The 20,635-nt window shown below is 69.5% G+C and carries 14 protein-coding genes and 1 pseudogene; 8 read left to right on the forward strand and 7 right to left on the reverse strand.

Annotation, left to right across the window (positions count from 1 at the left end; all coding sequences use genetic code 11):
- Positions 1–27: 27 nt before the first annotated feature.
- Positions 28–951: a carbohydrate ABC transporter permease gene (locus tag OG959_RS06325; protein ID WP_219566483.1), complete on the reverse strand. Its 924-nt coding sequence runs from the start codon at positions 949–951 to the stop codon at positions 28–30.
- 50 nt (positions 952–1,001) lie between these two features.
- Complete coding sequence (gene ngcE / locus OG959_RS06330; protein WP_326657150.1) at positions 1,002–2,447, reverse strand: N-acetylglucosamine/diacetylchitobiose ABC transporter substrate-binding protein; 1,446 nt, start codon at positions 2,445–2,447, stop codon at positions 1,002–1,004.
- Between the two features lie 499 nt (positions 2,448–2,946).
- Between ngcE and OG959_RS06335 the strand changes: the two genes are divergently transcribed.
- The 6 genes and pseudogenes from OG959_RS06335 (at position 2,947) to OG959_RS06360 (ending at position 12,071) form a co-directional block, all read left to right on the forward strand.
- The gene (locus OG959_RS06335; RefSeq protein ID WP_326657152.1) at positions 2,947–6,789 is read left to right on the forward strand and encodes a GH92 family glycosyl hydrolase; all 3,843 of its coding nucleotides are present in this window, start codon (positions 2,947–2,949) and stop codon (positions 6,787–6,789) included.
- Positions 6,790–7,109: 320 nt separating this feature from the next.
- On the forward strand, positions 7,110–9,374 hold the full coding sequence (locus OG959_RS06340; protein ID WP_326657154.1) for a glycosyl hydrolase family 18 protein: 2,265 nt from the start codon (positions 7,110–7,112) through the stop codon (positions 9,372–9,374).
- A 228-nt stretch (positions 9,375–9,602) separates the two neighbouring features.
- Positions 9,603–9,659 (forward strand): annotated as a pseudogene (locus OG959_RS06345) (hypothetical protein); the annotation flags it as partial.
- A gap of 110 nt (positions 9,660–9,769) precedes the next feature.
- Positions 9,770–10,348, forward strand: a complete 579-nt coding sequence (locus OG959_RS06350) for a DUF5753 domain-containing protein (protein ID WP_326657156.1) — start codon at positions 9,770–9,772, stop codon at positions 10,346–10,348.
- Positions 10,345–10,554, forward strand: a complete 210-nt coding sequence (locus OG959_RS06355; protein WP_326657158.1) for a DUF397 domain-containing protein — start codon at positions 10,345–10,347, stop codon at positions 10,552–10,554. The genes OG959_RS06350 and OG959_RS06355 overlap by 4 nt, the downstream gene beginning before the upstream one ends.
- 29 nt (positions 10,555–10,583) lie before the next feature.
- Positions 10,584–12,071, forward strand: coding sequence for a hypothetical protein (locus OG959_RS06360; RefSeq protein WP_326657160.1), 1,488 nt, complete (start codon positions 10,584–10,586; stop codon positions 12,069–12,071).
- A 22-nt stretch (positions 12,072–12,093) separates the two neighbouring features.
- Here the strand turns inward: OG959_RS06360 and OG959_RS06365 are convergent, their stop codons facing one another.
- From OG959_RS06365 to OG959_RS06375, 3 genes are all read right to left on the reverse strand, one after another.
- The gene (locus OG959_RS06365) at positions 12,094–12,729 is read right to left on the reverse strand and encodes a histidine phosphatase family protein (protein WP_326657162.1); all 636 of its coding nucleotides are present in this window, start codon (positions 12,727–12,729) and stop codon (positions 12,094–12,096) included.
- A 127-nt stretch (positions 12,730–12,856) separates the two neighbouring features.
- Positions 12,857–13,756, reverse strand: coding sequence for an aminoglycoside phosphotransferase family protein (locus tag OG959_RS06370; RefSeq protein ID WP_326657164.1), 900 nt, complete (start codon positions 13,754–13,756; stop codon positions 12,857–12,859).
- 140 nt (positions 13,757–13,896) lie between these two features.
- On the reverse strand, positions 13,897–14,262 hold the full coding sequence (locus OG959_RS06375; protein ID WP_326657165.1) for a MerR family transcriptional regulator: 366 nt from the start codon (positions 14,260–14,262) through the stop codon (positions 13,897–13,899).
- 59 nt (positions 14,263–14,321) lie between these two features.
- Between OG959_RS06375 and OG959_RS06380 the strand changes: the two genes are divergently transcribed.
- Positions 14,322–15,233: an aldo/keto reductase gene (locus OG959_RS06380; RefSeq protein WP_326657166.1), complete on the forward strand. Its 912-nt coding sequence runs from the start codon at positions 14,322–14,324 to the stop codon at positions 15,231–15,233.
- Positions 15,234–15,347: 114 nt separating this feature from the next.
- On the opposite strand, the gene yicI is transcribed toward OG959_RS06380, so the two are convergent.
- Both yicI and xylB read right to left on the reverse strand, forming a co-directional pair.
- A complete protein-coding gene (yicI, locus tag OG959_RS06385; RefSeq protein WP_326657167.1) occupies positions 15,348–17,603 on the reverse strand; it encodes an alpha-xylosidase in 2,256 nt (751 codons plus the stop codon).
- A 51-nt stretch (positions 17,604–17,654) separates the two neighbouring features.
- On the reverse strand, positions 17,655–19,139 hold the full coding sequence (gene xylB / locus OG959_RS06390; protein WP_326657169.1) for a xylulokinase: 1,485 nt from the start codon (positions 19,137–19,139) through the stop codon (positions 17,655–17,657).
- Positions 19,140–19,406: 267 nt separating this feature from the next.
- Here xylB and xylA point away from each other — a divergent pair, with 267 nt between their 5' ends.
- Positions 19,407–20,576, forward strand: a complete 1,170-nt coding sequence (gene xylA / locus OG959_RS06395; protein ID WP_326657171.1) for a xylose isomerase — start codon at positions 19,407–19,409, stop codon at positions 20,574–20,576.
- Positions 20,577–20,635: the final 59 nt, after the last annotated feature.

Here is a 20,635-nt window from a genome sequence, read left to right on the forward strand (position 1 = left end):
GGGCAACGCGTCCCGGGAGGCACAGCATCAGAACTCCAGCCGCTCGCGCCGGCCCAGACGCATCACGATGGCGGCGAACACCATGGTGACGATGAGCAGCCCCACACCGATCGTGGTCGCGTATCCGGCCTGACCGTCGCGGAAGGCCGTCTGGTAGACGTACAGCGGCAGCACCGAGGTCGCGTAGTCGGGGCCGCCGGGGCCGACGGTCATGACCTGGACGGCCGTGAACGCCTCGACGCCGAGCGCCAGGATGCCCATGTAGACCCACCCGGACTGCACGGTGTCCCAGAGCAGCGGCAGGGTGATCTTGAAGAACGTCGTGACGCGGCTGGCCCCGTCCAGGAGCGCGGCCTCGTAGAAGTCCTTCGGGATGGAGGCCATTCCGGCGGAGAAGAGGACGACGAAGAATCCGACCGTCGACCAGACCAGGACCACCATGACGCAGATGAGCGCCAGGTTCGGGTCACCCAGCCAGTCCGGCTGGATGGAGTCGAGCCCGACTCCCTTGAGCGCCGAATTCAGCATTCCACTGCGCGGGTTGTACGCGAACTGGAACAGCAGGGCGACGATGACGATCGAAAGCACCTGCGGGAAGAAATAGGCGATCTTGTAGAACCCCGAGCCCCGCACGCCGGAGACCGCGGCGTTCTTACGCCGGCGGCCTCCGACGTTGAGCATGAAGGCGAAGAAGAGCGCGAGGCCCAGCGTCACCAACGGCAGCAGCAGCACGAGCAGCACGCTGTGCTGCAGCGACTTCCAGAAAATGTCGTCCTTGAACATCCTCGTGTAGTTGTCGAGGCCGACCATCTTGAAGTCCGGGCTCAGGCCGGTCCAGTCCGTGAACGAGTAGTAGATGGACTGGATGAACGGCCAGATGACGAAGACCGCATACAACGCCAGTGGGGCTACGAGGAACCCCACAATGAACCGGTACTTGCCGTGCTGCATCGTTTACCGACCCCGATCTTTCCGCGGGTGCCGCCGCTGGTGACGGTTGCTCACTGGTGCCTGTACTTCTTGACGGACGAGTCCTTGGCCGCGGCGTCCGCGTAGCCCTGGATCTTCTTGATGGCCTCGGCGGGCGTCAGACGCCCGGCCATCATCTCGCCGATGCCGGCGGTGCCGATCTGCTCCTTCTGGAGCTTCACGTACCAGTCCTGCAGTCGCGGGTTGACCACGTTGTCGCCGGCCTTCTTCAGCGCGTCGACACCGGCCTGCATGGCGGTGGAGAGAGTCAGGCCGTCGGTGCCGCCGTTGAAGGCGCTCAGGGACTTGACCTGCTTGGTGAAGTTCTTCGAGGACTCCTCGGAGAGCATGATGCGCAGCTGCTCCATGCCGCCCTGCGGGTTCTTCGCCTTGGCCGGGACGACGAAGGGCTCGCCGCCGGACGCCCAGATGGTGCCGAAGGGCAGCTTGTCCGACGAGTCCAGGCCCGAAGGGGCCGAGACCATCATCTTGAAGTCCTTGGGCGTGGTCGGGGCCGCCTCGTTCTCCACCCACGAACCGTTCGGGATGAAGAGCGCCTTGCCCTTGGTCCACTCGGTCTGCGACTGGATGTGGGTCAGACCCGGGGTCCCCTTGAGGATGTAGCCCTTCTGCTGAAGCTCGTAGTACGCCTCGAACGCCGCCTTGACCGCGGGGTCCTTCCAGGCGTTCGGCTCCAGGTTGTCGATCTTGTCGAGAACCTCCCGGCCACCGATCTTGGCGATGAACGGGTAGAGCGAGAACGGCAGGTAGTACGGGTACTTGCCCGGGTACGTCCAGCCGGCGACACCCTGCTTCTTCGCCTTCGCACACAGGGCGAGCATGGCATCCCAGTCCTCGGGATACTCGGCGTCCAGCTTCTCCAGGTTGGTCTGCGAGTACCAGACGCCGTACACGGTGTACGCGTAGTACATGATCCAGACCGGGTCCCCGTCGAACTGACCCATCTCCAGGACACCCGGGCGCAGCGTGTCGCGGACCTTCTTGCTCGGGTCGTCGATGGACGGGGCGTCCATCAGCGCCGTCAGGTCCATCAGCTGCTTCTTGTCGACGAGGACACCCATGTCCATCTGCTCGGCACCCGAGTTGTCGATCAGGTCCGGCGGGGTGCCACCGTTGAAGCGCGGCTGCAGCTGCGACTGGATCTTCTGGGTCGCGGAGTGCTTGACCTTGGCCTTCGGGAAGGCCGCGGTGTACTTCTTCTCGGCGTCGATCGCGTACTGCTGACCGAAGCCGCCGTCGAAGATGACCACGTCGAGTGCGGCCGTCTCGTTGACGCCCAGCGGGTTCTTCGCGCTGGTCTTGCCCTTCTCGACCTGCTTGTCGCCGCCGTCGTCGCTGCTCGCACAGGCCGACAGGAAGCTCATCGTCGGGATGGTGATCAGACCGAGTGCGGCAGAACGCTTGATCACATCGCGACGGCCAAGGCCCTCATTCTTGTGGGCGGAGGTGGATCCCATGCTCAAGTCCTCGCCTTCTCCAGGACTCAGGCGGTGTGTACCGGTCGCCCGTCGATATTCGCCTCAGGCGAAGGGCCCCGCCACCGCGGTCAGTTGCGCTTGGGTGGTACAGATTTCAGGCTAGCCATTGCAGTGGGGGGCACGGGGAGACCGAACAGCGGACGCACCTGCGCCGCCCTGTTGTCCTGCCCCCGTGTCTCCCCTGACCGCACAGTTGGAAAGAAGCTGTGCAGACGCCGACAGGTATAGTCCACTTGCCGCCAACTGAGCAAGATCGAATGCAGGTTTGGACGGCAGTCTTTCCCGAGTTGAGACCTCGCGGATACTTCGGCACCGCACGGCCTCCTTCGGATGTAACGATTTCCGCATTCCGGTCGATTCGAACACCGGCTCTGATCCAACACCCTTGACACCAACCGCCACTTCACTCCCTACTGGTTCCTGCGCTCACCCCTGACAACGTTGTCCAAGCGCACTTCCTCGGGAGGAATGGCTCGGCATGCAGCCCCGACATGGTTCTCGTAAGAGACAAAGCAGCACGGCCGCGCTGATCGCGGCCTCACTCGTCCTGCTCGTGACCGCCCCCACCGCGGCCGCCGCCACCTCGTCCGGTGCGGGCGCGAAGGGCCAGAAGGCCGCCGGTGACCGGACTTTCAGCTCGTCCTTCGAGGCGGACGAAAAGCAGCCGGACTGGCGCAATACCGTGGAAGAAGGCCCTGACGGAAAGAAGCGGGCATCGGGTATCGATGGCGGCTTCTCCGCCGGAATACCGGGCAATGTGACCGACAAGGTCACGGATGTCCGCGCCAGCGACGAGAACTCCGGCGGCGGCGAGGTGAAGGAAAACCTCGTCGACGGCGAATCCGGTACGAAGTGGCTGTCGTTCGAGCCCACCGCCTGGGCCGAGTTCGACCTGGTCGAGCCGGTCAAGGTCGTGACGTACGCGCTGACCTCGGCCGACGACCACGACGAGCGCGACCCGAAGGACTGGACCCTTCAGGGCTCCGAGGACGGCACGACCTGGACGGACCTGGACACCCGGACCGGCCAGACGTTCAGCGAGCGCTTCCAGACCAAGTCGTACGACTTCACGGCGGACAAGGCCTACCAGCACTTCCGCCTGGACATCACGAAGAACAACGGCGCCCCGGACGCGACCCAGCTCGCCGACGTCCAGTTCTCCGACGGGGACACCTCCGCCCCCGCCCCCGACGACATGCGAAGCCAGATCGACCGCGGCCCGTCCGGCTCCCCCACCGCCAAGGCCGGTGCGGGCTTCACCGGAAAGAAGGCGCTGCGGTACGCGGGCACGCACAAGGCCGACGGCCGGGCGTACTCGTACAACAAGATCTTCGACGTCAACACGGCCGTCACCCGGGACACCGAACTTTCCTACCTGGTGTACCCCCAGATGGGCGAGACGGACCTGTCCTACCCGGCCACGCACGTCGCGGTGGACCTCGCGTTCACGGACGGCACCTACCTCAGCGACCTGCGCGCCACCGACACCAACGGCGGGCTGCTGACCCCCGGGGGCCAGGCCGACGCCAAGCGGCTGTACGTCAACCAGTGGAACAAGGTCGACGCGCGGATCGGCACGGTCGCGGCCGGCAAGACCGTCGACCGGATCCTCGTCGCGTACGACTCCCCCAAGGGCCCGTCGAAGTTCCAGGGCTGGATCGACGACGTCAAGATCGCCCCGAAGGCGCCCGAGAAGCGCAAGAAGCACCTCTCGGACTACGCCTCGACCGTCCGCGGCACCAACTCCAGCGGCGGCTTCTCGCGGGGCAACAACTTCCCCGCCACCGCGGTCCCCAACGGCTTCAACTTCTGGACCCCGGTCACCAACGCCGGATCGACCAGCTGGCTGTACGACTACGCGCGCGGCAACAACGACGACAACCTGCCCACCCTGCAGGCCTTCAGCGCCAGCCACGAGCCGAGCCCCTGGATGGGCGACCGGCAGACCTTCCAGCTGATGCCGTCGGCGGCCTCCGGCACCCCGGACGCCTCACGCACGGCCCGCGCCCTGCCGTTCAAGCACGAGAACGAGACGGCGAGGCCCCACTACTACGGGGTGACGTTCGAGAACGGTCTCAAGGCCGAGATGACGCCGACCGACCACGCGGCACGGATGCGGTTCACGTATCCGGGCAAGGACGCGAGCATGGTCTTCGACAACGTCTCCAACGACGGCGGTCTGACCCTGGACCCGGGGACGAGCTCCTTCACGGGCTTCTCCGACGTGAAGAGCGGCGGCTCGACCGGAGCCACCCGGCTCTTCGTGTACGGCGTCTTTGACGCCCCCGTCACCGGCAGCGGCAAGCTCTCCGGCGGCGGTGACGACGTCACGGGCTACCTGCGCTTCGACGCGGGCAAGGACCGCACCGTCAACCTGCGGCTCGCGACCTCGCTGATCAGCATCGACCAGGCGAAGCAGAACCTCGCCGCCGAGATCCCCGCCTCGCGCTCCTTCGACCGGGTCGAGGACAAGGCACAGGACGCCTGGGACGACCTGCTGGGCAAGGTCGAGGTCGAGGGCGCGACCGCCGACCAGCTGACCACGCTGTACTCCAGCATGTACCGCCTCTACCTCTACCCGAACTCGGGCTTCGAGAGGATCGGCGGCAAGGACCAGTACGCCTCCCCGTTCTCCCCGCAGGTCGGCTCGGACACCCCGACGCACACCGGCGCGAAGATCGTCGACGGCAAGGTGTACGTCAACAACGGCTTCTGGGACACCTACCGGACGACGTGGCCGGCGTACTCCTTCCTCACGCCGAAGAAGGCCGGCGAGATGGTCGACGGCTTCGTCCAGCAGTACAAGGACGGCGGCTGGATCTCCCGCTGGTCCTCGCCGGGCTACTCGGACCTGATGGCGGGCACCTCCTCGGACGTCGCGTTCGCGGACGCGTACGTCAAGGGCGTGGACTTCGACGCGGAGGCCGCGTACGACGCCGCCCTGAAGAACGCCACGGTCGTCCCGCCGTCCTCGGGCGTGGGCCGCAAGGGCATGGAGACGTCCCCGTTCGACGGGTACGCCAACACCTCCACCCATGAGGGCCTGTCCTGGTCGCTGGAGGGCTACCTCAACGACTACGGCATCGCGCAGATGGGCCAGGCCCTCTACAAGAAGACGCACAAGCAGCACTACAAGGACGAGTCCGAGTACTTCCTGAACCGGGCCCGTAACTACGTCGAGCTCTTCGACGACAAGGCCGGCTTCTTCCAGGGCAAGGACGCCAAGGGCGACTGGCGGCTCCCGTCCGACCAGTACGACCCGCGGGTCTGGGGCTACGACTACACGGAGACCAACGGCTGGGGCTACGCCTTCACCGCTCCGCAGGACAGCAAGGGCCTCGCCAACCTGTACGGCGGCCGGGACGGTCTGGCCAAGAAGCTGGACACGTACTTCTCCACCCCCGAGACGGCGGGCCCCGAGTTCGTCGGCAGTTACGGCGGCGTCATCCACGAGATGACGGAGGCCCGTGACGTACGGATGGGCCAGTACGGTCACAGCAACCAGGTCGCGCACCACGTCACGTACATGTACGACGCGGCCTCGCAGCCGTACAAGACGCAGGAGAAGGTCCGCGAGGTCCTGAGCCGTCTGTACACGGGCAGCGAGATCGGCCAGGGGTACCACGGCGACGAGGACAACGGCGAGCAGTCGGCCTGGTTCCTCTTCTCCTCCCTCGGCTTCTACCCGCTGGTCATGGGCAGTGGCGAGTACGCGATCGGCTCCCCGCTCTTCACCAAGACCACCGTGCACCTGGAGAACGGCCACGACCTGGTCGTCAGGGCGCCGAAGAACAGCGCGAAGAACATCTACGTGCAGGGCCTGAAGGTCAACGGCAAGAAGTGGACCTCCACCTCGCTGCCGCACGACCTGCTGGCCAAGGGCGGGGTGCTGGAGTTCGACATGGGCTCGAAGCCGTCCGCCTGGGGCACCGGCGAGGACGCCGCCCCGGTCTCCCTCACCAAGGACGACAAGGTGCCGACGCCGAACAAGGACGTCCTGAAGGGCGAGGGCGCGCTGTTCGACAACACCTCGGCCACGACGGCCACGGCCTCCACGGTGGAGCTGCCGGTTCCCTCGGCGACGAACGCGGTCCAGTACACGCTGACGTCGGGCAAGGCCGCCGAGGCGCCGAGCGGCTGGGTGCTGCAGGGCTCGTCGGACGGCACGACGTGGAAGGACCTCGACAAGCGGTCCGGCCAGTCGTTCGCCTGGGACAAGCAGACGAGGGCCTTCACGGTGAACGGGCGCGGTTCGTACGCGCACTACCGGCTGGTGCTCAGCGGTGAGTCGACGCTCGCGGAGGTGGAGTTGATCTCCTGACCGGCTGAGCCGTACGTCCGGTCCCGTCGGGGGCGGGCCGCCCGCACACGCGGGCGGTTCCGCCCCCGACGGCGTGTTGCCCAGGCCGCCGATCCCGAAATTGGTCTACACCAAGTTTTCCCCAATTCGGTGCGCGCCCTTGACCCGGCGCATTGGTCCAGTCCAATCTCGCGGATGTAGTACCACGTGGCATGAACGCTTAAAGCGCTTCCGAGATCCGGCCCGCCGCTCGGAGACGTCGCGGCGCCGTCCCGGCAACCGCGACGTCACGCGGGGAGATATCGGGCGCACCGGCTCCCCGCACCCACGGAGGTAGAACCATGCCCGCAAGCCCGGTCGGCTCAGGGACCGCGAAGGTCCGCGGTCCTGCAGCACGAGCAAGACGCAACGGAGCCCTGGCCGTTGCCGCCGTACTCGTCGCCTCGGGGGCGGCTCTCGCGGCCGTCCCGGGGCACGCCTCCGCCGCGGACTCGGAACTGCTCACCAACGCCGGATTCGAGGCCGGCTCCCTGAACGGGTGGACCTGTACGACCGGTTCGACGGTCTCCACCACCGCGCACAGCGGCACGGGCGCGCTGGCCGGCACCGCCACCGCGTCCGACACCGGACAGTGCAGCCAGACCGTGGCCGTACAGCCGAACACGTCCTACACCCTGGCCGGCTGGGTCCAGGGCTCGTACGTCTACCTCGGCGCCACCGGCACCGGGGTCAACGCCAACACCTGGGCGGCCTCGGCCCCTTCGTGGCAGCAGCTGTCCACGACGTTCAGGACCGGCGCGAACACGACGTCGGTGACCGTCTTCACCCACGGCTGGTACGGGCAGGGCACGTACCGCGCGGACGACCTGAGCCTGACCGGCCCCACCGGCGGCCCCACGACACCCCCCACCACGCCACCCACGACACCTCCGACCACACCGCCCACACCGCCCACCACCCCGCCGCCGACCACACCCCCGAACGGACCCGCGGGTGACGGCAAGGTCAGCACCCCCACCGGGTTCGCCTCGACCGAGGTCACCGGCAACGCGGCCGTACTGAAGTGGAACCCGTCCACGGTCTCCTCGCAGAACGGCAGCGTGGCGTCGTACAAGGTGTGGGCGCAGAACCAGCTCGTGGCCACCTCCATGGGGACCACAGTCGCCGTGAGTTCGCTGCTGCCCCAGCGCACCTACACGTTTACCGTGCAGGGATACAGCGGCGGTCATGCCTCGGCCCAGTCCGCGGCGGTCACCGTCACCACCGGGACGGCGCCCGCGAAGAAGCCCTACTCCTCCGCCTACTTCGACCAGTGGGGGATCTACGAGAACGCGTACTACCCGAAGCAGATCGGAACCAGCGGCGCCGCTGCCGGACTCGACGTGGTCACCTACGCGTTCGAGAACGTCCACCCCACGACCCACAAGTGCTTCGAGGCGATCAAGGCCTCCGACGCCGGCAACGAGGACAACCCGAACGCGGGTGACGGTGCCGGTGACGCCTACGCCGACTACCAGGCCGACGTCTCCGCCGCGGACAGTGTGGACGGCACCGCCGATGTCTACGAGCAGCCGCTGAAGGGCAACTTCAACCAGTTGCGCGCGCTCAAGGCGAAGTATCCGAACCTGCGGCTGACCGTGTCTCTGGGCGGCTGGACCTACTCCAAGTACTTCTCCGACGCCGCGGCCACCCCCGCGTCCCGCGCGGCGTACGTCTCCTCCTGCATCGACATGTTCATGAAGGGGAACCTTCCGAAGAACATCTCGGGCGACCCGTCCGGCGGCATCGCGTCGGCCGCAGGGATCTTCGACGGCATCGACATCGACTGGGAGTACCCGGGATCGGCCGGAGGCCACACCGGAAACCACTACTCCCCCGCGGACAAGGCCAACTTCACCCTGCTGCTCAAGGAGTTCCGCACCCAGCTCGACGCGTACGGTGCCACCCTCGGCAAGCGGTTCCTGCTCACCGCCGCCCTTCCCAGCGGCCAGGACAAGATCGCGTTCCTGGAGACCGACAAGATCGGCGACTACCTCGACTACGCCGACGTGATGACCTACGACATGCACGGCGCCTGGGACGCCACCGGGCCCACCAACCACCAGGACCCGCTGCACGACAGCCCCGACGATCCGGCCACCCCGGTGCAGCCCGGCACCGCCAGGTACAACCTCGACACGGCCGTCACCGCCTACACCGACGGGCTCCCGGAGTACGGCATCGCCGGCGGCTTCCCCGCCTCCAAGCTGGTGCTCGGAGTCCCCTTCTACTGGCGCGGCTGGACGGGCGTGCCGGCCGGCCCGAACTACGGCCTCTACCAGAGCGCCACCGGCCCCACCGCCGCCAAGCCGCTGAGCCAGGAATCCGGGCTCGCGGCCTGGAAGGAACTCCAGCCCACCGCGGCCCAGACCCACTGGGACCCGGTCACCGAGAGCTCCTGGGTCTACGACGGAACCAACTTCTGGACCGGTGACACCCCCCAGGCCATCAAGGCACGCGCCGCCTACGCCAAGAGCAAGGGGCTGGCCGGGATGTTCGCCTTCTCCCTGGAGAACGACGACGCGTCGGGCACACTGCTCAACGCGATGACCGACAGCCTCGGCTGAGGTCCGACCACCCCGAGGCCGTGGGCCGCCCGGTGATCCCGGGCGGCCCACGGGCCGCTGCCGCCTTCTGTCCGTCACCCGTGGGGATGGGTCCGGGCCGTTCGAGGGCGGGGCAGGCCGGGCCGTCGCTACATTCTGCTCATGCCTCAGCCGAAGGATCCGGACCCGTACACCAATCCCCGCGCCTTCTACGGCGCCGAGTTGCGGCGGCTGCGCGAGGCGGCCGGTATGTCGCAGAGCGAGTTGGGCTCCCGGGCGTTCTGTTCCGGTACGTACATCGGGCTGTTCGAAGCGGGGGAACGACGACCTCAGCTGGAACTGTCGCGCACGCTCGACGAGTTGCTGGCGAGCGGGAGCATCTTCAGCGGCTGTGCCTTCTGGCACGGACGTCGAAGGTGGCGGGGTACTTCGCGGACGCGGTCGAACTCCAGGCGCGGTCCTCGTCCATCGACAGCTACACCGCCATGCTCGTGCCTGGCCTGTTGCAGACCGGCCCCTACGCACGGGCGCTCACCCGGGCCGCGCATCCCTTCGCCACCACAGAGGTGGTCGAAGGCCATGTCACAGCGCGCATGGAGCGCGCCCAGCTCCTCGATTCGCCCGCAGCACCGGTGTTGTGGGTCATGATTCACGAGGCTGCCCTGCTCGTGCCCGTCGGTGGGCGTGCCGTCATGGCGGAGCAGCTCAACCATCTTGCCGAGCAGACGGCTTCCCGCCCCCGTATCGTCACTCAGGTGCTCCCGTTCTCCGCCGGGGCTCATCCCTTCCTGCACGCTTCCATGCTGCTGATGCAGTTCACCGACGCCCCGGCTGTGGTGTACACGGAGAGCGCGTACAGCGGCCAACTCGTGGAAGAACCGCTGCTGGTGGAGCAGTACAGCACCGCATACGATCTGGCCAGGGCTGCCGCGCTGTCGCCGGAGGCATCCCTGGTCCGGATCGTCTCGGCGGCGAAGGAGTTCGCGACGCCATGAGCACCACACCTGACCTGACCACCGCTGCCTGGCGCACATCGTCGTACAGCAATGGCGACGGCGGCGACTGCGTCGAGATCGCCGACAACCTCCCCGGCATCGTCCCCGTACGCGACAGCAAGACCGGCCCCGAGGGGCCGGCGATCACCTTCGCGACGAGCCACTGGGCGTCCTTCGTCGCGGCCCTCAGGGACAGCTCGCTCTGACGGGAACTCCCCCGGGCCCGTCGCGCGTCATGAAGATCGTGACGGACATGGACGACATGATGCTCGACGAACTCAGCGAGATCTGGGACGACATACGCGAGAACTACGACACGTCCAACAACAGCGCCTACGACCGGACGGTGCTCGACTGCGCCGCCGATCTCGCCGCCGATCCCGGTGGCGATTCGGCCTATGCGTGGGCGATCGGGCTGGTCATGATGGCCCCCTACCTCACCTGGCTGCCGAGTGCAGGCGTCGCACAGCAGGCCGTGACGGCGCTGGAGGCGGCTGACAGGGCTCTGCGGGACCGCAGTTGCCCGCACAGCTCGCATCCCTACGAGAGCCACGACGACGAGGCGGACGAGGACCTCGCCGGGCTGCTGCCGGCACTCGCCGACGAGACGGCGGACTGGAACGAGGAGCGTCCTCGGGACGAGTGGCGTTGCCCCCGCAACGCGGCCGGATTCGCGCGGATCGCTCTGGACATCGTCCACCCCGGATCGGCCACGGACATACCGCCCCGTCTGCCGTTGGAGGCGAAGGACAGCATCGATACGCTGTCGGCGCTGCTGCACGGGTACGCGAAGCCGTGGACCGACATCAACGAGGAGATCAGCGGTCAGGCGTCGGAGCTGTCCTGGGCGGCCCCGGCGGACCGCGCCGGGCGTCTGATGGTGGTCAGGGCCGTGACCTGGTACGCGGTCTCCGGCACGGTGCGTGCGAAGTCCGTACTCGACCGCCTGGTAGGGGCGGTGGAGGAGGCGCTGCCCCACTTCACCGACCGCGACTGCGCCCACGACGGGCATCCGGCCCTGCCGAACAGCGGGCCGAACGCCGCGGAGCTCGGCATCATGCTGAGCAGTGCCGGCGGCCGGGAGATCTTCGAACGGCGTCGCATCGCCGCGGGCCGGAACACCCCGCTCGACGAAGTCGTGTGCCCGGTGCTCATCGCGGAGGTCGCACAGGAGACGTTGTCGTTGCTGCGCAAGCGGCGCGACGAGCTCTTCGGGGAGCGCGACACCTCGCACGCAGACGCCGAATACCTGCGTGCGGACGGCAGGCTGGACATCGGGAAGCTCGTGGAGCGGACGGACAACAAGAGCTGGAACGAGGAGTACGCCGACGATCTGGGTCTGTGGGCCGCCCGTCGTCACGGGCAGTCCGCCGACGATCGGGATCGCACCGTACTGCTGCTCGTGGCCCACCAGGCGACGGCCATCTCCTACCCGAGCCCTCCGCTCTCCGTCGTCCGGGGCGTCCTGGCCACCATGCGCGCAGTCGCTGCGGCTCCCCTGCCCGCCGAGTGCCTGCACGACGACGAGCATCCAGTGATGCGGCGCGCGGAGTTCCGCGCCGGCATGTCCCATTTCTGGGCCCCGGAGGAGTTCCCGCCGGGCGAGGACTCCCGCAGCGCGGAGTCCTGGACCTGCCCGCGGTTCGCGGCTGCGGTCGCCGAGGAGACCATCCGCGACCTGGCGGACCTCTACGAGGAGGACGAGCTCGCCGACGAGGGCTGACGACCTGCAAGCCCCCTCAGGGCTACGGGGTGTCCGGGACCGCGGTGGGGAACAGGCTCTCCGGCAGGGTCACGTTCCACGCCGTGATGACCGGCTGGCCGTGCTCCGTGCCGAGCCGGGACACGGCACCCGTGGCGAGCTGGAAGAGCGTGCCCTCCGCCGGCGTGAGGCCGAGGTAGCGGGCCGTCAGGACGCGCAGGAAATGGGAGTGCGCGACCAGGACGATGTCCTCGTCCCCGGCCCGTCCGGCGGCTTCCCTGACCTCGGCCAGGATCCGGTCGGCCCGTTCACCGACGGCCGCCGGGGTCTCGCCCGGGTGCGCGTCGGGGCCGGCCGTGACGCCGTCGGTCCAGAGGTTCCAGTCGGGGCGGGTGAGGTGGATGTCGTGGGTGGTGATGCCCTCGTAGCCGCCGTAGTCCCACTCGCGCAGCTCGGGGGTGATGCGGGGTGCGGCCAGTCCGGCGAGCTCGGCGGTGCGCCGGGCCCGTACCGACGGGCTGACCAGGGTGAGCGCGATGCGCCGGTCGGCGAGCAGGGGTGCGAGGGCCCGGGCCTGTCGTTCGCCGAGGGGCGTCAGGGGCAGGTCGGTGTGGCTCGTGTGCTGTCCGTTGCGGGACCATTCGGTCTCGCCGTGCCGGATCAGGATCAACTCGCCCATGTCAAGGCCATCCGCTCTCAGTGCTGTTACCGCTCACGTGCTGTCGATGGTGCGAACCCGCTGGTCCACGATCGCATTCCTTGCGGTGACGAGGCGGGCGGGCGCGCCCGGGAGTGCCCGGATGCGGCTACGCGCGCTGCCGCTGATCGGCGAGGATCTCCGCGATGACGTGCCGCGCGGTGTCCGCCATGAACGCGTTGGTCTCCCGGTAGTACTGGAGCTCCATCAGTGCGATCGACAGCGCCCAGCCGATGCCCCGTGCCCAAGCGGCGTCGTCCGCCTCCGCCGCGGCACGGAAGGTGTCGCGGGCCCCGGCGGGCAGCACGTACCAGGCTGCGATCAGGTCGACGGCGGCGTCGCCCAGGCCGAGGCAGCCGAAGTCGATGACGGCGGTGAGCCGGCCGTCGGCCGTCAGCATGTTCCCGGGTTGCAGATCGGCGTGGATCCAGACGGGAGGACCGGCCGGTGCGGGTACGCGCAGGGACGTCCGCCAGATCTCGACGGCCGCCGCGGTGTCGATCTCGGTGGTCAGGTCCGCGAGGGCCTTGCGGACTGCGCGGTCCCGGGCGGCCGGCGGCTCGCTGCGGTAGGACGGGGGCCCGCCGGTGGGGTCGACGCGGTGGAGCGCGGTGACGAAGCGGGCCAGGTCCTGGGCGAGCGGGGCGGCTTCGGCCGTGTCGCCGACCGTCGGGCAGCTCCCGTCGAGCCAGCCGTAGACGGACCACGGGTAGGGGTAGCCCTCGCCGGGCACGCCCGCGCCCAGCGGTGCGGGGATCGCGACCGGGAGCGAGGGCGCGAGGCGCGGCAGCCAGTGGTGCTCCTTGGCGGTGTCCTCGGCCGAGCCCGCTGTACGGGGAAGCCGTACGACCAGGTCAGCGCCGAGCCGGTACATCGCGTTGGCGGTACCGGCGGCACCCACGCGCTCGACGGGGAGGCCGGACCAGCGCGGGAACTGCGCGGTGATCAGCCGGCGGACGAGGGCGTCGTCGGTCTCGGGCTCGTCGGCGTGCATCCTGCCCCCGCTCATCGACACCTTCCGGATCAAGAGGTCTCCCTGGTCCGCGGACATACGACCTCGGCGGGGATCCGCCCGTCAACGCCTTTCCGGAACACCGGCCGACGGCTGTCGCCGTCGGCGATGAGAGCGGGACAGGATCCGGCCGCGTGTCAGACCGCCGTGCGCTCGCTGAGGTCCAGCAGGGCGACCAGCGAGGCGCGGCTGCGCTCCAGGTCGGTGATCCGCTCGTTCACACCGGTCAGCTGCCCGCGCAAGTAGTCCCAGGTGCAGGCGGCGAGCGCAGGTGCGTCGTCCGGCCCCGTGCCCTCCACACAGGGCAGCACCTCGCGGATCACCGCCGTCGGCAGGCCGGCCGCCAGCAGGTGGCGGATCCGGCGTACGGTCTCCGGCGCGTCCGGACCGTATCTGCGGTGCCCCCCGGATGGACGCTCGGAGACGAGCAGTCCCTGCTCCTCGTAGTAGCGCAGCAGCCGCGGGCTGACCCCGGTCTCCCGGGCGAGATCTCCGATCTTCATGTGACCCCCCTCACATCTGCTTGAATCTCACATCGGTGTCAGATCGTAGCGTCGCAGCCATGACGAACGAGAGCCCCACCACCATCAGGACCACATTCGACCTGGGCGGCGACCTGACCGTCCGACGGATCGGCTACGGCGCCATGCGTCTGGCCGACGGACCCGCAACCCCCGGCTCCGACCCCGCGGCCGCCGCCATCTGGCGGGCCCCCACCGACCGGACCGCAGCCATTGCGCAACTTCGCCGGGCAGTTGAGCAGGGCGTCGACCTGATCGACACCGCCGACGCGTACGCCCTCGGCGCGGGCGAGGAGCTGATCGCCGAGGCCCTGCACCCGTACGACGGGGTGGCCGTCGCCACCAAGGTCGGTGTGGTGCGGCCGGGTCCCGCCGAGTGGGTGCCTCTGGGGCACCCCGCGTACCTTCGCCAGCAGGCCGAACTGAGCCTGCGCCGGCTGCGGGTGGAGCGGATCGATCTGCTCCAGCTGCACCGGATCGACCCGGCATACCCGTTGGCCGACCAGTTGGGCGCGCTGAGGCAGTTGCAGGACGAGGGCAAGGTCCGGCACATCGGGCTCTCCGAGGCCTCCGCCGGGCAGTTGCGCGAGGCCGTGGCCATCACTCCGATCGCCGCGGTGAACAACCTCTACAACCTGACCGCCCGGCAGAACGAGGCGGTGGTCGACCTGACCGCCGAACTCGGCATCGCCTTCCTGCCGTTCTTCCCTGTCGCCATGGGCGGCCACGCAGGCCCGCAGAGCCCGGTGGCCGCTGTGGCGGGCGAACTGGGCGCGACGCCCGCCCAGACAGCCCTGGCCTGGCTGCTGCACCGCTCGCCGACCCTGGTGCCGATACCGGGCACCTCCTCGCCGCAACACCTCGAAGAGAACCTGGCCGCTCTGCGGCTACGGCTCTCCGACGACCAGTTCGCCCGGCTCTCCGCGCTCGGCGCCGAGGACGGCACCGCGTGAACGGCACCGCCCGGTCGGAGCAGCGGGACTCTGCGGTACGCCTCCACGCACCCCGCGGACGGCCCCTCCGCCCGGGCGCATCCGGCGCGGCGAACGAAGGGGCCGGCCCCGTTCTCAGCCCTTGACGACCTCCAGTGCCGCGTCGCCGACGACCACGACCCCGTACGGCCGGTCCGTGTCCGCCGTGACGCGGAGCGTGCCGCCCTCGCGGACCAGTTCGTACGTGGCGGCGGGGGCGCCCGTGAGGTCGGGGACCGTCACCGTGCGGGCGAAGTCGCCCAGGCCCTCGGGGGCGTACACGCGCAGCTCCAGGTCCTGCGTCCAGTCCCCGTCGGGGCGGGAGGCGTCGGCGCCCAGTGGGAGGACCGCGCCGGGGCGGACCAGCAGCGGGAGGCTGTCGAAGCCGTGGGTGCCGTGGTGCCAGGCGGGGCCTGTGACGGTCTCGCCGGTCAGGAAGTGGGTCCAGGTGCCCTCGGGGACGTAGTACTCGACCTGGCCGTCCTCACTGAAGACCGGCGCCACGAGGAGGTCGGCGCCCAGCAGGTACTGGCGGTCCACCGTGCGGGTGGCCGGGTCGTCGGGGAACTCCAGCAGCATCGGGCGCATGGTGGGGACGCCGGTGCGGTGGGCCTCGACGGCGGCTCCGTACAGGTACGGCATGAGGCGGTGCTTCAGTTCGGTGAACTGCTTGGCGACCGCGACGGCCTCGTCGCCGAACTCCCACGGCACCCGGTAGGACGAGGAACCGTGCAGGCGGCTGTGCGAGGAGAGCAGGCCGAAGGCGAGCCAGCGCTTGAAGACCGCCGGGTCGGGTGTGCCCTCGAAGCCGCCGATGTCATGGCTCCAGAAGCCGAAGCCGGAGAGGGAGAGGGAGAGCCCGCCGCGCAGGGACTCGGCCATGGCGCCGAAGGAGGACCAGCAGTCGCCGCCCCAGTGGACGGGGAACTGCTGGCCGCCGGCGGTGGCGGAGCGGGCGAACAGGACGGCCTCGCCCTGTCCGCGCTCCTTCTCCAGGAGTTCGAAGACGGCCTTGTTGTACAGGTGCGTGTAGTAGTTGTGCATGCGCTCCGGGTCGGAGCCGTCGTGCCAGACGACGTCGGTCGGGATGCGCTCGCCGAAGTCGGTCTTGAAACCGTCGACGCCCTGGTCCAGGAGGGTCTTCAGCTTGGCCTGGAACCAGGCGGTGGCCTCGGGGTTGGTGAAGTCGACCAGCGCCATGCCGGCCTGCCACTTGTCCCACTGCCAGATGTCGCCCTCGGGCGTGAGGACGAAGTAGCCCTTCTCCGCGCCCTCCGCGTACAGGGCGCTCTTCTGCGCGATGTACGGGTTGATCCAGACGCAGATCTTCAGGCCCTTGTCCTTGAGCCGGGCGAGCATGCCCTCCGGGTCGGGGAAGGTCTGCGGGTCCCATTCGAAGTCGCACCACTGGTACTCGCGCATCCAGAAGCAGTCGAAGTGGAAGACGGAGAGCGGGATGCCGCGCTCGGACATGCCGTCCACGAACGAGGTGACGGTCGCCTCGTCGTAGTTGGTGGTGAACGAGGTGGTCAGCCAGAGACCGAACGACCAGGCCGGCGGCAGGGCCGGGCGGCCGGTGAGCGCGGTGTAGCGGGTGAGGACGTCCTTGGGCGTGGGGCCCGCGACGACGAAGTACTCCAGGACCTGGTCCTCGACGCTGAACTGCACCTGGCCGACGGCCTCGGAGCCGACCTCGAAGGAGACCTTGCCGGGGTGGTTGACGAAGACGCCGTAGCCGCGCGACGAGAGGTAGAACGGGACGTTCTTGTACGCCTGTTCGCTGCTGGTCCCGCCGTCGGCCTGCCACATGTCGACGACCTGGCCGTTCTTGACGTACGGCGTGAACCGCTCGCCGAGTCCGTGGATCGTCTCGCCGACGCCGAGGCCGAGCTGGGCGAGCATGTGGTGGCCGCCGTCCTGGACGGTGGCGAAGGCGGTGCCCTTGCGGCCGGCGGCGGTCAGGAGCCGGCCGTCCGCGTCCAGGAACTCCAGGCCGAAGTCGCCCTCGGTGGGCAGGCGCAGGGTGAGCGGGCCGCTGGTGAGTTCGGCGGTCGGGCCGTCGTCGCGCGTGGTGGCCGGGGTGTCCTCGGTGACTCCGGGGAGGACGAAGTCCGGGCCGGGGCGGCTCTTGCCCGCGAGGTGGGTGACGCGGACACCGATGACGCCTTCGGCGGCGGCGTACGCCTCCACCGTGATCAGGGGCGCGTTGAGGGTGTCCCCGCGCCGTGTCACGCGCTTGACGGCGGCGTAGGCGGTCAGGCGGTCGGCGTCGAGGCGGAGGTCGCGGATTTCGGTGGCGTACGAGGCGTTCACACCGTCTCGCATCTGCCAGAAGCCGTCGGTGAACTTCATGGGGGGGGTCTTCCTTGGCCGGTGGTACGGGGAGGTGTGCGGGGTACGTCGTCAGGAGTGCGTCGTCAGGAGTGCGGGCGCCGCCCGGTCCAGGACCGAGGTCACCCGGTCCCAGGTGGCCGTGGACCGGGGCACGGCGGGCAGCTCCCGGCCCTCACCGGTGCCCCACTCCGTCGCCAGGGCCACCGGGTCGCGGCCGGTGGCGGCGCCCGCGGCGAGGGCGGCCGCGCCCAGCGCGACCAGCTCGCCGGAGTCCGGAAGGATCACCGCACGCCCGGAGAGCCGGCGCACGGTCTCGACCCACATCGTGCCCTTCGCTCCCCCGCCGATCAGGCGCAGCGGCGCGTCGGGCGCGTCGAGCGGCAGTTCGTCCAGGGCGCGCAGGACGGCGACGACGGCGCCCTCGTAGGCGGCGCCGAGGATCTGCTGCCGGGTGGTGTCGTGCCGCAGCCCGTGCAGGAGCCCGGAGGCGGCGGGGAGGTCCGGGGTGCGTTCGCCGTCCAGGAAGGGCAGGAGCACGGCCTCGCCGCCGGGCACGGCGTCCTCCCGGTCCAGGCCGAGCAGCTCGGCGACCTTGTCCACGGCGAGGGTGCAGTTCAGGGTGCAGCCCAGCGGGAGGCGGGTGCCGTCGGTGGCGGCGAATCCGGCGAGGAGCGCGGAGTGCGGGCGGTTGCGGGTGGCGGCGAAGACGGTGCCCGAGGTGCCGAGGCTGACGACGGGGTGGTCGAGGAGCCCTTCGGCACCCAGGCCCAGGCCCACCGCTGCGGCCATGTTGTCGCCGGTGCCGGCGGCGACGGGGATGCCGGCGGGCAGGCCGAGGGCGCGGGCGGCCTCGGCGGTGAGGTGTCCGGCGCGGGTGGCCCCGGTGGCGGCGACCGTGGACAGCATGTCCGCCCGCATGCCGGTGAGGGCGAGCAGCTCGGGGTCGTACCCCTGGGTGGCGGGGTCGTACCAGCAGGTGCCGGACGCGTCACCGGGGTCGGTGACGGCGGTGCCGGTCAGCCGCTCGGTGAGGAAGTCGTGCGGGAGACGGACGGCGGCGGTCGCGGCGGCGGTCGCCGGTTCGCTCTCGCGGAGCCACATCCACTTGGCGGCGGTCATCGAGGCGACGGGGACCGAGCCGGTGCGGTCCAGCCAGGCATCCCGGCCGAGTGCGGCGGTGAGGGCGGCGGCCTGCGGGGCGGAACGGGTGTCGTTCCACAGGAGGGCGGGGCGCAGGGGGCGGCCGTCGGCGTCGAGCGTCACGAGCCCGTGCTGCTGGCCCGCCACGGCGATGCCGGTGACGGCTGCCGGGTCCAGGCCCGCTTCGGCGAGGGCGGCGACGACGGCCGTGCACAGGGCCTGCCACCACTGCTCGGGGTCGCTCTCGCGGGCGCCGCCCTGGCCGGTCACGGTGTGCGGGGCGCGGCCCACGGCGAGCAGCCTGCCGGTCGCGGTGTCGACGACGGCGGCCTTGGTGGACTGGGTGGAGCTGTCCACTCCTATGACGGCCGATACCGGTGCCGTGGCCGGGTTTCTGGCTGGTCGCGACGGCATGTCGTACCTCGTTCCTGTGGGTCCCGATTTTGATCGTACACAAAACAAATAATTCTTCGAAGCGCTTCGACTGACGCAGAAGCCGCCCACACCCCGCCCCGCCTGGGCCGTACGACCCCCTCACAGGCTGCCATGTTGTCCCTATGTGACGCATGTGTCACAGAAGTGGTCTAGAAACAAACGCCGAGATGCCGTATTAGTACTGCCAGCAAACAAATCGGTCGGACGGCAGAGCAGCCGCCCGGGCCATGTCGAAGAGGCAGCAGAATGTCGAATCGCTTCACCCCCACCCCCGCCGACCGGTTCACCTTCGGGCTCTGGACCGTCGGCTGGCGAGGCAACGACCCCTTCGGTGACGCCACCCGCCCGGCCCTGGACCCGGTCGAGTCCGTCGAGCGCCTCGCGGAACTCGGCGCGCACGGTGTGACGTTCCACGACGACGACCTGATTCCGTTCGGGTCCTCGGACAGCGAGCGCGCCGCGATCATCGCGCGCTTCAAGGGCGCCCTGGACCGCACCGGTCTCAAGGTCCCCATGGCCACCACGAACCTCTTCACGCACCCCGTCTTCAAGGACGGCGGCTTCACCGCCAACGACCGCGACGTCCGCCGCTTCGCGCTGCGCAAGGTCATCCGCAACATCGACCTCGCCGTCGAGCTGGGCGCCGAGACCTACGTCGCCTGGGGCGGCCGTGAGGGCGCCGAGTCCGGCGGGGCCAAGGACGTGCGCGTCGCGCTGGACCGGATGAAGGAAGCGTTCGACCTGCTCGGCGAGTACGTCGTGGACCAGGGCTACGACCTGAAGTTCGCGATCGAGCCCAAGCCGAACGAGCCGCGCGGCGACATCCTGCTCCCGACCGTCGGCCACGCCCTGGCGTTCATCGAGCGCCTGGAGCGCCCGGAGATGTACGGCGTGAACCCCGAGGTCGGCCACGAGCAGATGGCCGGGCTGAACTTCGCGCACGGCATCGCGCAGGCACTGTGGGCGGGCAAGCTCTTCCACATCGACCTCAACGGCCAGTCCGGCATCAAGTACGACCAGGACCTCCGCTTCGGCGCCGGCGACCTGCGCCAGGCCTTCTGGCTCGTCGACCTGCTGGAGAGCTCGGACTACGCGGGCCCGCTGCACTTCGACTTCAAGCCGGTGCGCACCGACGGCATCGACGGGGTGTGGGAGTCCGCGAAGAACTGCATGCGCAACTACCTGATCCTCAAGGAGCGCGCGCTGGCGTTCCGCGCCGACCCGGCCGTCCAGGAGGCGCTGGCCGCCTCCCGTCTGGACGAGCTGGCACAGCCCACCGCCGCCGACGGCGTCAAGGCCCTGCTCACGGACCGTTCCGCGTTCGAGGACTTCGACGTGGACGGCGCCGCCGAGCGCTCGATGGCCTTCGAGGCGCTCGACCAGCTCGCCATGGAGCACCTGCTCGGCGTCAGCTGACCCCACCGGGGTGTCCGGCGCGGACCTTCGCCGTCGGACACCCCACTCTCCCCGCGCGC

It is taken from the genome of Streptomyces sp. NBC_00385 (assembly GCF_035917155.1).
In the GTDB taxonomy this organism is placed as follows: domain Bacteria; phylum Actinomycetota; class Actinomycetes; order Streptomycetales; family Streptomycetaceae; genus Streptomyces; species Streptomyces poriferorum.